Here is a 16,055-nt window from a genome sequence, read left to right as displayed (position 1 = left end):
CTATAATCTCTCCAGTTTGCCTTGCCTTAATGTGAAAACATGTGAGAATCCGGTATATGCTGTAGGACGATGTGAAATCATCAGTACAGTTTGCTTGCCCATCAACTTGTTCAGCGATTGGATAATTCGTTTCTCCGTCTCGAAATCCAGCGCCGAGGTAGCTTCATCCAATAGCAGTACAGGCGCCTTTTTAATGAAGGCTCTGGCGAGAGCAATCCGCTGCCTTTGCCCTCCGGATAAGTTAGTGCTGTTTTCACTGATTATCGTGCTGTATCCTTCCGGCAGCTCCATAATGAACTCATGAGCACACGCGCTTTCAGCGGCAGCGGCGATTTCTTCATCACTGGCCTCTGGTTTGCCGAATCGGATATTCTCTGCAATACTCCCTTCAAACAAAAAGCTGTTCTGCGGTACATATGCGATATTGCTTCTCCAGAGCTCTAAATCGGACTGCGCTAGCCGTTGTCCTGCGACAGAAATATCACCCTTCAATGGTTCATAGAAACCCATCAGCAATTTTATTACAGTACTCTTGCCCTCTCCACTGGGTCCAATCAATGCGGCAAGCTCTCCTTGCTCAACAGACAGACTCGCTTGATCCAGCACTTTGTTACCGTTTCTGTGTGTGAAGACTACATCATCCAGTTTTATGCCTCTTTTTTCATTCACCGTCTGGTGAAGACTGCCGGTTCCATCCGCTACTTCAGTGCCACTCTTCTCCGTGCGCTCTTCCATTAATTCCAGCACCCGGTCTACTGCCGGTTCAGATGCCTTAAAATCCATCATAAATCTGCCGATATTATTCAGCATAAAGTTGACTCCGTAAAGCAGTTGTCCAATAGCCAGCAGTTCTCCAAGCTGTGATTTCCCATCCAATAGAAGTAAGCAGCCGATAACTATAAGAGAGACTTGGACAATCCAGCTAAATATATAATTTGTGCTGTCCAACAACGCATATCTGAAATTATTATCCAGAGCTGCACTAGTAGCCATCCGGTTATTCTCCGAGTATTCCCGGACCATCCATTTTTTCATCTGGTACATTTTTATGGTGCTGGCTCCATTGATTGTATCGGTCATTTTCTCCGTCATATTCCCCATATGCTGCTGCAATCGGCTTGCCGTTGCATGAACCCCTTGCGACATCCGGCTGTACAACCACGATAATATGACTCCAAAAAAGGAAAAGACCAGGCAAAAATTTCAAATAAAGATTTCGATTAGTTAAGCTTATATTCTTTATGGTCAAATATTCATCTATAATATAATCATTAGCTTCTATTACACCTGCATTTGCTAAATACTTTAAACGTTCACACATCATTAGCTTATGATCAGAGATTACATGCAATGGCCTAATGTCATTGAATTCCATTTCATTATGCAATACTTTCGATAATGTTTGCTTCAATAGGCCGTAAGTTTTGATACCAAATATATACCGACCTTGTTGTATTGGTTCTAATTCATAATCCGCAATAATGACATTTTCGCCTTCTGCCGCTGTATTTAGAGAATATAGAAAGTTATTTAGTGAATTATACAAAAAATAATTATTAAATTTATAATTTGCGTCGTAGAATTCTAATTCATTACATGAGAATATTTCTAAATCTAATACACTTACTATTGCACTTTCAACACAGTTAAATGGTGTAGTTTCAAATGAATATTTGCCATCTTTGAAGAAATCTGCAACCAAAAACATCTCCTTTAACCGATCATAACCATAAATCAACATTTCATGTTCAGAATGGTACTCATTATAGTTTATTGAATTTGGAATATAATATTGATCATATTTTATAGTAACATAATGACCTGAATCAATTTTTGAAATAATAAATTCAACTATATCTGAATCAAAAAAAGCCTTGTCAAAATAATTTATTTTAAAATAAGGACACACTCTTCTAATTGACCAAGAGTGAAATCTTAACATTGAAAAATGATTATCATATGAAGGCTCTTCTCCCCATAAATTAACGAAATTATTAAATATCCACCCTTCCGTATATGAATAATTACTGAGTATTGCCAGCATGTGTGCATCGGACGTATAAGATGTAATGATTGGATACTTAACTTGTAATATAACTTTTTCTTTTTTTACATTACTCATAATATCCCCCATTTTCATAAAAAATCGTCCCGTAGTGTTGACCAACGGTTTTGCGAAATACAGCCCTCCCGCTCTTCAATGCTTGGAAACCGCTAGAATAAAAAGCATTTTATTCCCATATATTGCTACTTTTTGATTTTACATCTATTTAACAAGTAAATCAACTGCATTTAGCCTGAATTTCATCTGCCAATAAAGTCGTATCGGGCTGAGGAAGACCACCAGCCTTTGATTTTATTCTTTAATTTTATCGAAAAAAAGAGACATTCTGTTTATCGAATATAAAAAGGAAACCGAGAGGTGGTCGTTAGTCTGGAACGACTAAGATACCAACACCAGGCACGGGAACTGCTTCGAAGCGAGGAAGGGTATACCTTAGCCGTCCGCCGAATGATTGAGCCAGAAAGTGTGTTTGGGCAACTGAAAAATAACCGGGGATTCCGGTATTTTCTGCTTCGAGGGCTGTCCAAAGTGACCCTTGAGGTCGGGTGGCTTTCGCTCGCCCATGTGTTGAAGCAAGCCACAGCGGACCAAAAACGCAAGGCAGCGATCCTCCAATAACAAGAGAATCGCTGCCTTTTTAACAACATTTAGAATCAAGATGAGCTGTTATCTTCGTAGTAAGTCTACTTATGAGTCAGCTCCACAAAACAGCCTGCTCCTTAACAGCTGTCCGTCCGGCAATTCGACCGAATGTGAAAATGTCGGTGAGCGAGTTACCACCCAGACGGTTACCGGCATGGATACCGCCTGCCACCTCACCGGCTGCGTACAACCCCGGGATGATCTGGCCAGATTCGCGAAGAACATGCGTCTGTGTATCAATCTTGAGTCCGCCCATCGTATGGTGAACAGCTGGCTTACGAGGTGTCGCATAGAACGGAGCAACTGCAACCTTAAGATCGAACGCATTTTTACCAAATTCCGGATCATGTCCCTGATCAACGTAAGAGTTGTACATCGCGATCGTATCCACTAGCGTAGTCGGATCGATATGAATTTGCTGGGCCAGTTCCTCCAGTGTGTCCGCTCTGAATAGCGTGCCTCGCTCCACCTGCTTATCGATCTTCGCTTGATTTGTGTTATAGGCCGTCTCCTTGATCTTGTCATCCGCAATCAGATAGAACAGGCCTCCGTTATTGATTGCTGCTATCGACAACTGATCGCGGCTACCATATTCGTTGACGAAACGTTTGCCCTGCTGATTGACCATGACAAAGTTCTGAGGCGGCACTTGCAACCCGCTAAACAAGGCGCCCGTCTGCGGATCGGACACTGGCATCATCTGCGAGAAGCCCATGCCGACCAGATCAGCGCCCGCACTTTGTCCCAGCAGAATACCATCGCCGGTAATCGCCGGAGAATTCGAGGTCTTGATGTCGTCATCGATCTCGCTCCAGTACGTATTGTACTGCTTCAGCATCTGCGTATTGGCCCCAAAGCCACCGGAAGCCAGCACCACGGCCGGCGCATGAACCGTTACCGTTTGCCCGGCTACTCCGGTACCAATTACGCCGCTAACTCGGCCGTCTGCTTCGATAATCAGTCGCTTCACCGGAGTATCGGTGAGGATCTGACCACCCTGTGCACGGACAAATTGCTCTAAAGCCGCTACGAAGGCATAGCCTTCATGCTTCACTGGTTTATGTCCACGGCGCCACAACGCTCCTACCGGCATGGTCACTTCGTTATAGTCAAATTCGACACCCAGTTCCTCCAACCATTTAACGGAGGCTAGCGCCTGATCGGTTAATACCTTAACCAAATCATATTGCCCGTAAATGGAATACCCCTGAAGGTCGCTGCGTTTGCCGCCGAAATAGGTCTGCATCCGGTGGAAGATCGCGGAGTCGAACAAGAATTCTTTGCCCTCTTTCGTATCGCGGAGATAATCAGCCACCTGATGTTTGAAGATACGGAAGTCCGCCAGATACTCGGCATCTACCTGTTCTTCCGGGGTTGCTGCCAGCTCTTCAATCGTATGACCTTCACCCGGAATCGCCGCAAATTTACGTTGCCACTCTGGATCGGCAGCGTTCATTGGACCACCTGTTCGTACCGTATTACCACCTATGGCTGGGAACTTCTCCACGATGATAACCTTCTTTCCCTGCTGAAGCACGCTGGCTGCTGCTGCGAGTCCCGCACCACCCGCACCAACGACCACAACGTCCGCTGTATACTCTTCGTCGCCGTGATTGATCGCACTCTGGGCTTTTGGCCGTTTTTTTAATACATCCGGGTTGGCGCCTGCCATCTTGACCGCCTTCGCTACTCCGTCGATGACCCCATTGCTAGTGACAGATGCGCCGGACAAAATATCCACGTTCAGCGTCTGTCCTTCGATGATCTGACTCGGAATCCGGGTAAATACCACATCCGCAATCCCCTGTGATTCGCCCGCTGTATCGATGTCGATCTTCTCTATACGAGTCGAACTCATCTCAACGATCATCGGCAGATCACCGTTGTGTCCGACCGCCTTTACCTCATAGGTTCCCGGTTCAAAGCTAACGTCTTCAGGGACATTCAGCAGATTAGCGATCTTGGCAAAACGCATAAAGCGATGGAAGCAGCTCTCCAAGAAATCAACCGTCCGCTCCGACTTGATCTTCCCCGCTTCATCAAAGGCTTCATTCGCACGGCCCAACAGGAACTCCGAGCCAGGCATCACGCTAGCATTGACACCGGGTGCATCTAGAATCTGACGCAGATGTAGTTGTGCCCGGGAGGACCCCTGCACATCATACGCCGCACCTACAACCATGACCGGTTTGCCATCGAACGGGTGAAGGTTCCAAGACAACCATTCCAGAATACTTTTCAGCGCGGAGGGGACCGAGTGATTATGCTCCGGTGTAGCGATAATGACGCCATCCGCTTCCGTAATCTTCGTATTAAAGTTCTGAATAATCGGACTCTGCGATTGATCGTCCGACTCATTAAACATCGGGACACCCTTCAGTTCCAAAATATCAATGTCCACTTTTTCGCTAAAATGAGACTTCATAAATTCCAGTAGCTTCCGATTATAAGACTTCGACGCGTTGGTTCCTACAATTCCGACAAATTTCATGCCCGTTCGCCTCCCCAGATTGCCGATTCCCAGCTAAATGCTTTGCTTTGCTCTGTCTTGAAGAGGTTCTCTTTAACCAACTGCTGGTTAATCTTCACGAACAACTGGAACTCTTGAAAAATCTCCTCCAGCTCCTGAACCTTATTGGCGTAGACCAGATCACCTGACTCGTCAAAAGCGGCAAGTGAATGTCCCAACAAAAATTCCGAGCTCGGCAGAACGCGAGCCTTAAGCTCTGGAGCATCCAGAATCTGACGTAGATGCATCTGGGCGCGAGATGTACCAAGCAAACCGTGGGAAGCACCCACGATCAGAACTGGTTTGTTAATCAAAGGACGGGTGGTATACGAGATCCATTCTATGGCGCTCTTTAGCGCCGCCGGGATGGTATGATCGTATTCCGGGGTCGAGATAATGACGCCATCCGCTGCCGCAATCTGCTCGCATAAGGCTTGTACTTCAGTGGGCGCCTGACGATCTTCCGGTTCATCAAAAGCAGGGAGGTGCTTAATCTCGCAGATCTCAATCTCCGCCTGGCTGGAAAAATGCTTACGCATAAATTGCAACAGCTTGCGATTCGTCGAAGTATTCGAGTTCGTTCCGACAATACCGATTAGTTTCATAATTTTCTTCCTCTCTTACTTTGTGAATAATTGCACAATATAAAACGGATTTCTACGAATTCCTTTTGACTTGGTCACTTACCTTTACAAATAAATTTTAGTATGAAAAAATACATTTGTGAAATATCCATTTTCTTATCGTTCTATAACAGTTCTCTTATACCATCTTTGATGAGAGCAGGTGATCCTTATGACTACGATTGATTCTTCCAATATCCTTCATTATCTTGACGCGATTCTCAAGCACGGAAGCTATACTAAGGCCGCCAAGGACCTGTATGTTTCGCAACCTTACCTCACGCAGCTTATCAAGCGAATCGAGCATGAAATCGGCACAGAAATTTTGAATCGACAGACCTCTCCCTTGCAACTAACTGAGGCAGGCAAGCTGTACTATCAGTATCTGATGTCCCTCGAAATGGCACAGGAACAATTCCACAAACGAATCGCTCACTATTCCATAAGAGACACCCAGACGATCAAGCTCGGTATCTTGTCCAGCTTAGGTTCGTATTTATTGCCTTTGTTTTTGCCCGATTTCATGAAAAATTACCCGTCTATTAAGATCGAGATTCAAGAGGATTACTCCGAGGTCAATGAAATCCGCGTGTTGAACCATGAACTGGATTTTTTTATCGGACAAAATCCAGAGACCCTCTCGCCCAATCTGAATGTTGTCTCATGGGGGCCTCACGGTTACTATGCGGTGGTGACAGAGGACTCCCCGTTGTATGACATTAATCCGAAGACGTTAGAGGAGAGCCATGCCAATCTGAAGCTGCTACTGCAGAGTCCCCTTGTGCTGACCAAAAAAGGTTCTTCAATTCGCCGGCAGCTTGATCACCTATTTCAGAAGTTTAAGATCAAGCCAACTGTTATATTAGAAAGCACGAATATTTTCACCACGCTGGAGTTAGCCAAGAAAGGCGTTGGTATCGCATTCGTCCCCTATAGTATCTGCATGTCGGAAGTCCCTCAGGGCTACCGCTTGTTGCCCTTATCACTGGATTTGTTGTCGCTCGATTATTTTATTGCCTATTCCAAAAACAAACCTCTATCTTCGGTGGAACAAGATTTGATCGCACTCTTTACTACAGATGTTCCATGTATGCACGCAGAGCATCCGTAACAGCCAGCTCGTTATGTTCCGTGATCACGATACCCTCAATCTCAGCGGTCGAATTCAGCGTACGAATGATCTCGGCCGCACGCTTGCCAAATAGACGGGTAGACCCAATCTCTCCCTCCAATGACTGCTCCGATACAATTGTCAAGCTTGCTACATCGCTCTGTACCGGGTACCCCGTTTGTCCGTCAAAAATATGATGGTACTTCCGGCCCGCAACCTCCAACTTCCGCTCATACACGCCAGAAGTCACAATGGATTGGTTCTTCAATTTCAAGACCAACGCATAATTTCCTCGCGGTAGCTGTGGATTCTGAATCCCGACCCGCCATAACCCGTCTTCAGACGCCGGGTTCTCACCAAAAGTCAGCACATTCCCACCTAGATCGATGAACCCTGCGCTCGCCCCCTGACGCTTGAACACCTCCACAATTCGATCTGCAAAGTACCCTTTGGCCAGCGCACCCAGATCAACCTCCATCCTTTCCTTTTCCAGGAAAACAGTCTTCCGTTCCTCATCCAATTGAATATGATGGGGATCGATAAGCTGCCGACACTCCGCAATGACTGCTTCCGGAGGATGCTGCGCCCCTGCAAACCCGATCTTCCACGCCTTGACTAAGGGACCAATCGCGATGTTCAGCAGACTATCTGCTACGAGACTCTCCCTCTTCCCGATTGCAATCAGCTCGAACAGATCCGTATCGACAATTACGGGACTCTTCCCGGCTTGGTTATTAATCTGCATGAGCGCCGAGCTCGGATTATTCGCACTGAAGCGCTGCTCGTAGTCAATCAGCTGCTGCTCCGCATCCGCCAAGAGCGCCGCTGCATTCTGATGATGAACGGCCATCGTAATAACCGTTCCCATGAGCTGTATCATTTTCTTTTCCATAGTGAGCATCCTTTGTTAATGAGATAGTGGAGATGAGTTGAGTCGTGAATGCTTACAGTTAGCATAAGCGATCGAAATGGGCAAGAAGGGCTTTTGGCATGTTTAAGGAATGGCACATTGTACGATTTAGCTTGCCTACGACAGAGTAGCTTTTATAGCAAAATTTCAGTTCAGTAATCATAAACTACTAATCTCCGAATGAATAGGTGCTTGTGAACTACCATCCACCTAAGAGGTGGCGGCTTCTTGGTCAATAAAGCTACTGCTCCAAGTTTACCCAAGCTCAAAGGCTAGTCCCTAGCCCAATCATTGCAATATCACATGGCTAGTTTTAGTAGGTTTTGAGCAGCGTTTACATCCCGATCATGATGCACGTTACATTCTGGACAAGTCCACTCTCGCAAGGCGAGATTCTTCACCTCTGCGTTCTTATAACCGCAACAGGAGCAAAGCTGACTGCTTGCATAGTGCTTAGGGGCAATTATTCTGAAAAGAAAAGCATCTAGTGAAAAGTATCCCCCATTTGGAGTCATACTTTTCACTAGATGCTTAGACGCAAACAACTTCTTCTTGTAACCTATCGCTTCACCTTATAAAACTCATGATACAGCTTCATCAGCGCCCTCTTCTCAATCCGCGACACATAACTCCGCGAGATCCCCAGCTCCTTCGCAATCTCCCGCTGCGTTCGCTCTTCCCCGCCAGTGTCCAGGCCGAAGCGGCCGACCACAACTTCCTTTTCCCGGTCATCCAAGATATCCAGATTACGATAGATCTTGCTCTTCTCAATCTTCAGATCCACTTCTTTAATCACATCGTCCGCTTCCGAGCCTAGGATATCGATCAGGGTGATCTCGTTGCCTTCCTTATCCGTTCCGATCGGATCGTGGAGGGATACGTCTTTACGTGTTTTTTTGAGCGACCGGAGGTGCATCAGGATCTCATTCTCGATACAACGGGCCGCAAAAGTAGCCAGCTTCGTGCCCTTGTTCGGGCGGTAGCTCTCGATGGCCTTGATCAGCCCGATGGTGCCGATGGAGATCAGATCCTCCATGTCTTCGCCGGTGTTGTCGAATTTCTTCACTATATGGGCAACCAGCCGCAGGTTATGCTCGATCAGCAGGTTCCGTGCCTTGGCGTCTCCCTCGGCCAGCATCCCTAAGTATTTGCTCTCGTCCTGCTCCGATAGAGGCTGGGGAAAAGCGTTGTTCCTTACGTAGGATACCAGCAGCGTCAGTTCTTTGATCAGCAGCGCAATCGTGCTTATGATTCCTGGCAACTTGGCGACACCTCCCGCACATGTACAATGAAACCGATCAGTTAGCAGAACAACGGGTTCATGGTCCTTTTATTGTATGTGGGTAGGTGCCTAGAAGTGCATGTACGGGGAAAATAGGTACGGGCTTCCTACACGCGGAGCAGCTCGCGGATATCCTCTTCTGACAGCCGGGTGGTCTTGTTCTCGCCAGCTTCGATGATCTCTTCGATGAGATCTTTTTTGCGTTGCTGCAGCTCCAGCATCTTCTCCTCGATGGAGCCTTCGGTGATCAGCCGGATCACCTGTACCACATTCCGTTGCCCCATCCGGTGGGCCCGGCCGATGGCTTGCTCCTCCACGGCCGGATTCCACCACAGATCGTACAGAATCACGGTGTCCGCTCCAGTCAGATTTAGCCCCGTTCCGCCCGCCTTAAGCGAGATCAGGAACACTTCACCTTCCCCTTCATTGAAAAGCCTGCACAGCTCCACCCGCTCCTTACCCGGAGTCGAGCCGTCCAGATACAAAGGCTGAACTCCCGCTTCTTCCAGGCGCTGCCGGATCAGCGCTAACATGCTGGAGAATTGCGAGAATACCAGCATTCTGCGGCCGGAATCACGGCATTCCTGCACCGTCTCCAGGAATTGCTCCAGCTTGCCGGAGCCGCCCGTATAGTTCTCGATGAACAACGAAGGATGACAGCAGATCTGCCGTAAGCGGGTAATGCCCGCCAGAATCTTCATCCGGCTTTTGTGGAAGCCTTCGGCTATCAAGTCCCGCTCGGTATCATCCCGCAGCTTGGATAGATAAGCAAGATAAACTTGCTTCTGCTCATCCCGCAGCTCCGTGCGCAGTACGGTATCTATGCGGTCAGGCAGCTCCTCCAGCACCTCTTTTTTCAGCCGGCGCAGAATAAAAGGGGACACGATACTGGCAATTCGTGCCGCAGGCAGCTCCTTGAAGGATAATCTCCCCGTGAACAGCGCCGGGAAGACTGTGCTGAAAATCGCTTCCAGCTCCTCCACCGAATTCTCAATCGGTGTGCCCGTCAGAGCGAATTTCCGTGCAGTCTTAAGCGACTTTACCGCTTGGGCCGTCTGGGAGGCTGAATTCTTGATCGCCTGGGCTTCATCCAGTATGAGCGCATGGAAGAGCGTGCCGGAATACAGCTCAATATCTCTGCGGAGCAGCGGGTACGAAGTAATAATCACATCTGCTTCTTCCATGACCTTACTCTCCAGCAGCCCGCTGCGTTCCTCCTTCTGTCCAGCCACCACAAGTACATTCACCTCTGGCGCGAACCGGGCAAATTCATTCTCCCAGTTATAGGTCAAGGATGCCGGGCACAGAATCAGCACGGGAGCTTTAGCCTCCATCTGAGGCATCCTTTCAGCCAGCTCGGAGCAGATATAAGCGATACTCTGAATGGTTTTACCCAGCCCCATATCATCTGCAAGAATCCCGCCGAACCTGAACTTCGATAAGGTCTTCATCCACTGAAAACCTTTGGTCTGGTAATCCCGGAGAATAGGCCGCAGCTGATTCGGCAGTTCAAACTCCATACGGTCCGGCTCCCGAAGCTGCTCCAGGAATTCCCGGAGGGACTTGCCCCACTTCGTATGCTTGAACCCGTGCCCCCGCTCGGGGAGTTGAAGAGCCTGAACGGAGGGCAGGTGAAGGCGGGAGCCGTTCACTTCCTTCTTGCTAAGATTAAGCTGCTCGGCAATCGTGCCGAATTCGCTGAAGCGATCCCCTTCAAGCTGCAGAAAAGCCCCGCTGCGCAGGCGGATATATTTCTTTTTCTCCACAATCGCCTGCATTACACGAACTGTCTCCTGTTCATCCAAGCCCTCCAGCTCAAACGAAATCTCCAGCCAATCCAAGCCTTCATTCAGATCCGCTGTGACCTTCGGATAGGCTGTACGCTCCAGAAGCAGCCCCTGGACAGCCGTGGAGATGAACAGTTCTGCATCATCCTCCAGAGCAGGCACGACCTGAAACAGTGTCTCATAGATAGCCGGCTCACTTCCAGAAGCCCAATATTGCCCCTCCCGCCTAAGCGGAGAATAATCCAAAGCAGCAATAATTGTATTCTCCCGCTGAAAATTACGGATCAGTATCTTGGACTTGTGCGCCGCTTCCCCCTGCTTCTCATCCAGCGGAAGAATCACGATGTCGTCATAATGGAATTCCAGCCGGATCATGATCGTTCCGTCCGCATAATCCAGATAGAGCTTAGCCTGTAGCTCAGGCTCCACAATTCGCTCGTCTACGGACTGCTCGACACGGACCTTCCCAAGCTTCCTTAAGGCTGGCAGCACCTGCTGCACCACTGGACCGATCTGTCCGGGAGCAACCGCAATCTCCCCTGATTCCTTGAACTGCTGCTGGAGCAGTGAAATCATACGAAATGTGTCCCGGTCCATCTCATAGATCAGCCCATTTTTAATCAGCATGGAATAGTCCGGGAGCAAGGTGAAGGTATCCAACTCAGAAGCGGACAGAATGTATTCCTTTTTCTTCTTTTGACCGATGGAGAATGCAAGCGGCGGAGGCTGGTCCGCGAGGACAGCACGAACCTCCGGTAACCGTACACCTCTAAGAGTCACATTCACTTTTGACAACAGCGGCTTAAGCTTGTCCCAGGCTAGCGGAGCGACCGTCAGCGTTCTACCGTCAGTCTCCGTATGACTATAGTAGGGGTTCAGGCTGGACTTCACCAATTTCTCGGAATTTCTGAGCAGGAGCATTACTTCAAGGAATTCCCGGTCGGCCACGCTCATCTGCTGCTGCTCCGCATCAAATGTGAACTTACTGGTGAAATACAGCGGCTTACGCTGCTCCAGATACTCCAGGAATTGGCCCAGCTTCGTCACGACATACCGGTGTTTATAGCCTACCCGCATTTCAAGCGTAAGACCCTTGTGCTGGTAATCAGGCAAATTCAAGAAAAACTCAAACTGCAGCTGCTCCGCATCACCAAATAACACAGGCTCTTGCTCATGATCTCTTGTCCGAGCTAATTGGGCCACTGAGGAGATTAGGAGATCCGTCTGTTCATAGTTCGGCTTGCTTGCACGTTTGGTAGAGGGGGCTGGAGATAGAACCAGTGGTAAAACCGGAGAATGCGCGGCCTGCTGTACAAGCTTACCTTCTTCGCCAGCCTCAAGCCTCAACTTGTAGACTGCAACGAGAGTTGCCGCCACATGCTTACAGCAGTCATAGTTCTCATAGGCGGGACAAGTACAATAGGCTTCAAGTCCTCCGCCAAATTTATAATAATTTTGTATTTCTACGCGGTAAGTGTTGCTTCCTTTTACCTTTGCTCTATAGCGGTCATTTACTGCATCGAAGCTCAGCTTGCTTACCCGCCCGGAATTATAATAAGATAGTCCACGCTTATAAAAAGTCTCCCCACAGAAATCCTTGATTTCTTCTATTTTAAAATTCATCTTCATCACCTGCTTTGTTTCTAAGTTGGTCTTTACTACATTATATAGTAGACATCACTTAAGAAAATGGGCAAACTTATCCGGCTCATGCCGAATATCCTGTGCCAGCCTCTCATATTCCAGAGTTAATTTAACCGAGCGAACTCGTTGCGCATCCTGATCCCGCGGTTCAAGAAATCCTGCTTCTCTCCAATGACTTACTTTTTCCCGGATAGAGCGGTCCGATAAGCGCAGAAGCTCTCTGAGCTCGCTGGTTGTCAGAGTATCCTGCTTAAAGGTTAATTGAGCGAAGACTATCCTTTGCTGTGGGTCAAGTCTCCGAATCAACTCCGGTTCGATCCTTGTCAATTGCGCAGACTTCTCTGTAACAATATTAGCCGCGTCTTGAAATACCTCTGCCAGCCCATCCACGAAAAACTCCAGCCAAGGTGTCAGTTCGGCATCATGACGTCCAAAATAATAATTGTGATGAAGGCCAAGCTGAAGCTGGCGGTAGTATTCAGAGAGGTTACGGTCATAGAAATTTTCAAGCACAAATAGTCCCTTCAGCCCGTATCCGCCCCGGCGGAGAAGATAGGTTGTGAGCATTCTGGCTGTTCGTCCGTTTCCATCCAAGTAAGGGTGAATAGTGAGAAACTGCCACATGAAAATACCTGCTTTGATTGGAACAGGAACCGAATACGTCTCCGGTGAATTGATCCAGGCAATTAAATCTTCCATTAAGACAGGAACATCCTGCCATTCAGGCGGCAAGAAGAAACCGGACGCATTACGGCTGCCAACTTGATTCTGTTCTTCACGGTATTCACTGATACGGGCTCTTCTGCCATGTGAAATTTTGATTATAGCATGAAGCTTCTTTACGAATTCTTCTGTTACCGGGAGCTTCCTCTTCTCGGCCTCATCCAGGTATTGCAAAGCTTTCATTAAGTTATATACCTCTTGCTCTTCATTATCATTACTTGTCTGGTATAGAACCTTTCTTTTCGTCGCCTCATCAAGCGTATTTCCCTCTATCTTCGTTGATAGTATCACTGTTTTTTCCATCGATTCTTTTTTAAGCAGATCCAGTATAGACACAGGTAATGGAAGCAAATCCACAACCACAGTCGCTTGCTGAATATCCATCAGTCTTCTGGCAACGAGATCCGTTATAGAGTACTTTGGTATAAACATTACATCACCCCTCCATAATATTATATCATTGCCGCTATTTTGCCGCAAACTTAATGACAACCCTCAATCACTCGGCATCGCACCCGCCTTGTCATTCTCATAGCTCCAAGCCACCACCGTTGCGCTGTCCCGCCCAAGCTGTTCATGCACCCCCGTCAATACATCCGCCACACATTCCTCCAAATCCTCTCTACCCATAAAAGCTTCATACAGCCTGCGCGGGTCCTCCAGCAGTCTTGCCCCAACTTCCAGCAGGCCGTCTGTGGTCATCACGATCACGTTGCGGCCCTGCCGCAGCTCGCGAATGCCGGAGGAGTAACATGGGACGGGCTGGGCGAAGGTGTTGACGAAGCCAATCCACTCGTAGTAATTGCGCTGGCTCAGCGCATACTGCCCGCGGGCCGCCAGCTCTGGATGCAGCAGATATAGCGAATTATCTCCCACCGAGAACCACCAGAAATAATTCTCCATCCGCACACAAATCAGACACGCCGTCTCCCCTGTTACCTGCTTGCAATCGCGGAGGAAGGCCTCCGACTGAAAAATAGACAGCAAAAAAGCCTCCAGCTCCCGGAAAGCCTGCTGAACCGGCAGCGCCAGCAGCCTGATAATTTCTCCTGCCTCACCATTGATTGTGCGGACTAGCAATTCGGCACTTTCCGCCGTATTGTGCGCATCCAGGAGCACCGCAAACTCCCAGCCTCCTCCCGGCTCGCTCAATACATAGACGCCATCTTCATTCTTATCGGCACCTGCCGCAGTGTTCCCGCCATACCGGCCGATAACCATCCCGTTCAATGTAGATGTTGCCGGATGATCCAGATACATCTCCTCGCTGCCCACCCAGCTGAATTTTTCAAATTTCCGTTCCATCCTGTCCCCCCTGTCCGGCATACCGGATTCTATGTATCTACTATACTCATTTCCTATCAAAAAAACAGCAGAGGCAATGTCCATGCCCCTGCTGCCTTACTAGCCATTCATATTGCTGGAGACACCGACATCTTAAAGCTCCAGTTGCCGATGGTGATTCCGTTTCGTTCAATAGAGGTATAGTCAAATTCGGTGAATCCGTTTTTGGTATAGAATCTTCTGTTGATCTCACTGTTCGTGAAGGTAACAAAGGATTCAGGCGGTTTCCCTTTGGTCTGCTCTTGAATATAGGGGATCACGCAGTCCCGGAGCATTCTGCTGCCGAGCTGCTGGCCTCTGGAGGAGTGGTCTACAGCCAGGGATTCCAGGAACCAGGACTGTTTTTTGAGCGCCTTGCTGGGTTCGTGGCCTTCATTGAGCGTCTTCAGGAATCGAAGCATCTTGGGGATGCTAACAGTTCTGAATAACCGTAGAGCACCGGCACGGAAATAGTCCCATATTCCTATTCCCTTACTGTAGGGGCGTTCGATGATCGCGCAGCTTTTAATCTGCTGATTCTCTTCTCCTACGAATACGATACTCCTCTTATAATAGGCGCCAATGTATACCTTGAAAACCTCGGTCAGGAACTCAACAAATTTCTCCCCGGTTCTGAATTCGCTGCGGATCTCACAGCATAACGGATAATCTGCAAAGGACAGTGCGTTAAGTCGGGCTACAACGGGCAACTCCTCAGGTTTTGGTCTTCTGTAAGTGATCATCGGGTTCCCTCCTGGGTTCTTTTGATTTATATTCTATCTATCCCGCGGGTCCCTGATAATACACAATCGTAAGCAAAATATTCGTTAACGAACAATGCAGGACAAAGTATCCGGTAACGGATAGTGTAGCGGACTATTTCCATAGGAAACCAAACAAATTGAAGAGGCACGAGGCGACTTCCTCGGGCGGCATCGAGAAATTGGTCTCCATCCACCACATGATCATGCCAACTACGCCGGAAGAATAATATGCGACCAGAGGCGGCAGTGAGCTACTGGCGAGTTGCACGCCTTCTGCCTGGCAGACAGTGAGTATATTGGTAAAAAAGCTGGTGAACGTATCCTGAAGCAGCTTCTCTAATTCATCTGAGGCTTCAGCGACGAAGAGATTATGATACAGCTTCTTGTTGCCGCGAATATCCAGCAGGACCTCCAGAATCAGCTCCTCCGGGGGCGAGTCATTCAGGAGGATCGCTTCCAGTCCCTGCTGCTCCTGCTGCAAAATATAAGAAATGAGCTTATATTTATCCTCGAAATGGGCATAGAACGTGGTGCGGCCTACGACGGCTGTCCGGCATAGATCATTTACGGTGATTCTACGAAAAGGCTTGTGTTCAAGCAAGGTCTCCATCGCCTTGACAATCGCTTCCCTGCTCTTGGTGATGCGGATATCCTCTTCAGACACGTGTTAGT

At 48.2% G+C, this 16,055-nt stretch carries 11 protein-coding genes and 2 pseudogenes; 2 read left to right on the top strand and 11 right to left on the bottom strand.

Features of this window, described 5'->3' with window-relative positions; translation table 11 throughout:
• Positions 1-1,146 (bottom strand): ABC transporter ATP-binding protein, encoded by a 1,146-nt coding sequence (locus tag MKX63_RS19870; RefSeq protein ID WP_341019478.1) that lies wholly within the window; start codon positions 1,144-1,146, stop codon positions 1-3.
• Between the two features lie 1,261 nt (positions 1,147-2,407).
• Between MKX63_RS19870 and MKX63_RS19865 the strand changes: the two are divergent.
• Positions 2,408-2,683 (top strand): annotated as a pseudogene (locus MKX63_RS19865) (transposase); the annotation flags it as partial.
• 76 nt (positions 2,684-2,759) lie between these two features.
• Here MKX63_RS19865 and MKX63_RS19860 read toward each other — a convergent pair.
• Both MKX63_RS19860 and MKX63_RS19855 read right to left on the bottom strand, forming a co-directional pair.
• Complete coding sequence (locus MKX63_RS19860) at positions 2,760-5,198, bottom strand: flavocytochrome c (protein ID WP_341019477.1); 2,439 nt, start codon at positions 5,196-5,198, stop codon at positions 2,760-2,762.
• Positions 5,195-5,821, bottom strand: a complete 627-nt coding sequence (locus MKX63_RS19855) for an NADPH-dependent FMN reductase (protein ID WP_341019476.1) — start codon at positions 5,819-5,821, stop codon at positions 5,195-5,197. Before MKX63_RS19855 ends, MKX63_RS19860 begins: the two co-directional genes overlap by 4 nt.
• Before the next feature lie 190 nt (positions 5,822-6,011).
• Between MKX63_RS19855 and MKX63_RS19850 the strand changes: the two genes are divergently transcribed.
• Positions 6,012-6,950 carry a LysR family transcriptional regulator gene (locus tag MKX63_RS19850; protein ID WP_036691078.1) on the top strand — a complete coding sequence of 313 codons (939 nt, stop codon included), beginning with the start codon at positions 6,012-6,014 and terminating at the stop codon, positions 6,948-6,950.
• Here the strand turns inward: MKX63_RS19850 and MKX63_RS19845 are convergent.
• The 8 genes and pseudogenes from MKX63_RS19845 to MKX63_RS19810 all read right to left on the bottom strand — a co-directional run bounded on the left by MKX63_RS19845 (position 6,913) and on the right by MKX63_RS19810 (position 16,047).
• The gene (locus MKX63_RS19845; RefSeq protein ID WP_341019475.1) at positions 6,913-7,842 is read right to left on the bottom strand and encodes an FAD:protein FMN transferase; all 930 of its coding nucleotides are present in this window, start codon (positions 7,840-7,842) and stop codon (positions 6,913-6,915) included. The genes MKX63_RS19850 and MKX63_RS19845 overlap by 38 nt on opposite strands.
• A gap of 317 nt (positions 7,843-8,159) precedes the next feature.
• Positions 8,160-8,315 (bottom strand): annotated as a pseudogene (locus MKX63_RS32590) (zinc ribbon domain-containing protein); the annotation flags it as partial.
• Between the two features lie 104 nt (positions 8,316-8,419).
• Complete coding sequence (sigK, locus tag MKX63_RS19835) at positions 8,420-9,121, bottom strand: RNA polymerase sporulation sigma factor SigK (RefSeq protein ID WP_341019474.1); 702 nt, start codon at positions 9,119-9,121, stop codon at positions 8,420-8,422.
• Positions 9,122-9,249: 128 nt separating this feature from the next.
• Positions 9,250-12,552 carry a DEAD/DEAH box helicase gene (locus MKX63_RS19830; protein ID WP_341019473.1) on the bottom strand — a complete coding sequence of 1,101 codons (3,303 nt, stop codon included), beginning with the start codon at positions 12,550-12,552 and terminating at the stop codon, positions 9,250-9,252.
• Between the two features lie 54 nt (positions 12,553-12,606).
• Positions 12,607-13,728 carry a Fic family protein gene (locus MKX63_RS19825; RefSeq protein WP_341019471.1) on the bottom strand — a complete coding sequence of 374 codons (1,122 nt, stop codon included), beginning with the start codon at positions 13,726-13,728 and terminating at the stop codon, positions 12,607-12,609.
• Between the two features lie 63 nt (positions 13,729-13,791).
• Positions 13,792-14,601 carry a protein phosphatase 2C domain-containing protein gene (locus MKX63_RS19820; protein ID WP_341019469.1) on the bottom strand — a complete coding sequence of 270 codons (810 nt, stop codon included), beginning with the start codon at positions 14,599-14,601 and terminating at the stop codon, positions 13,792-13,794.
• 107 nt (positions 14,602-14,708) lie between these two features.
• A complete protein-coding gene (locus tag MKX63_RS19815) occupies positions 14,709-15,362 on the bottom strand; it encodes a GNAT family N-acetyltransferase (protein ID WP_341019467.1) in 654 nt (217 codons plus the stop codon).
• A 133-nt stretch (positions 15,363-15,495) separates the two neighbouring features.
• Positions 15,496-16,047 (bottom strand): TetR/AcrR family transcriptional regulator C-terminal domain-containing protein, encoded by a 552-nt coding sequence (locus MKX63_RS19810; protein WP_341019465.1) that lies wholly within the window; start codon positions 16,045-16,047, stop codon positions 15,496-15,498.
• Positions 16,048-16,055: the final 8 nt, after the last annotated feature.

The organism is Paenibacillus sp. FSL R7-0179 (genome assembly GCF_038002265.1).
Taxonomy (GTDB): Bacteria; Bacillota; Bacilli; order Paenibacillales; family Paenibacillaceae; genus Paenibacillus_AQ.
This window is presented reverse-complemented; position numbering and strand designations above follow the sequence as displayed.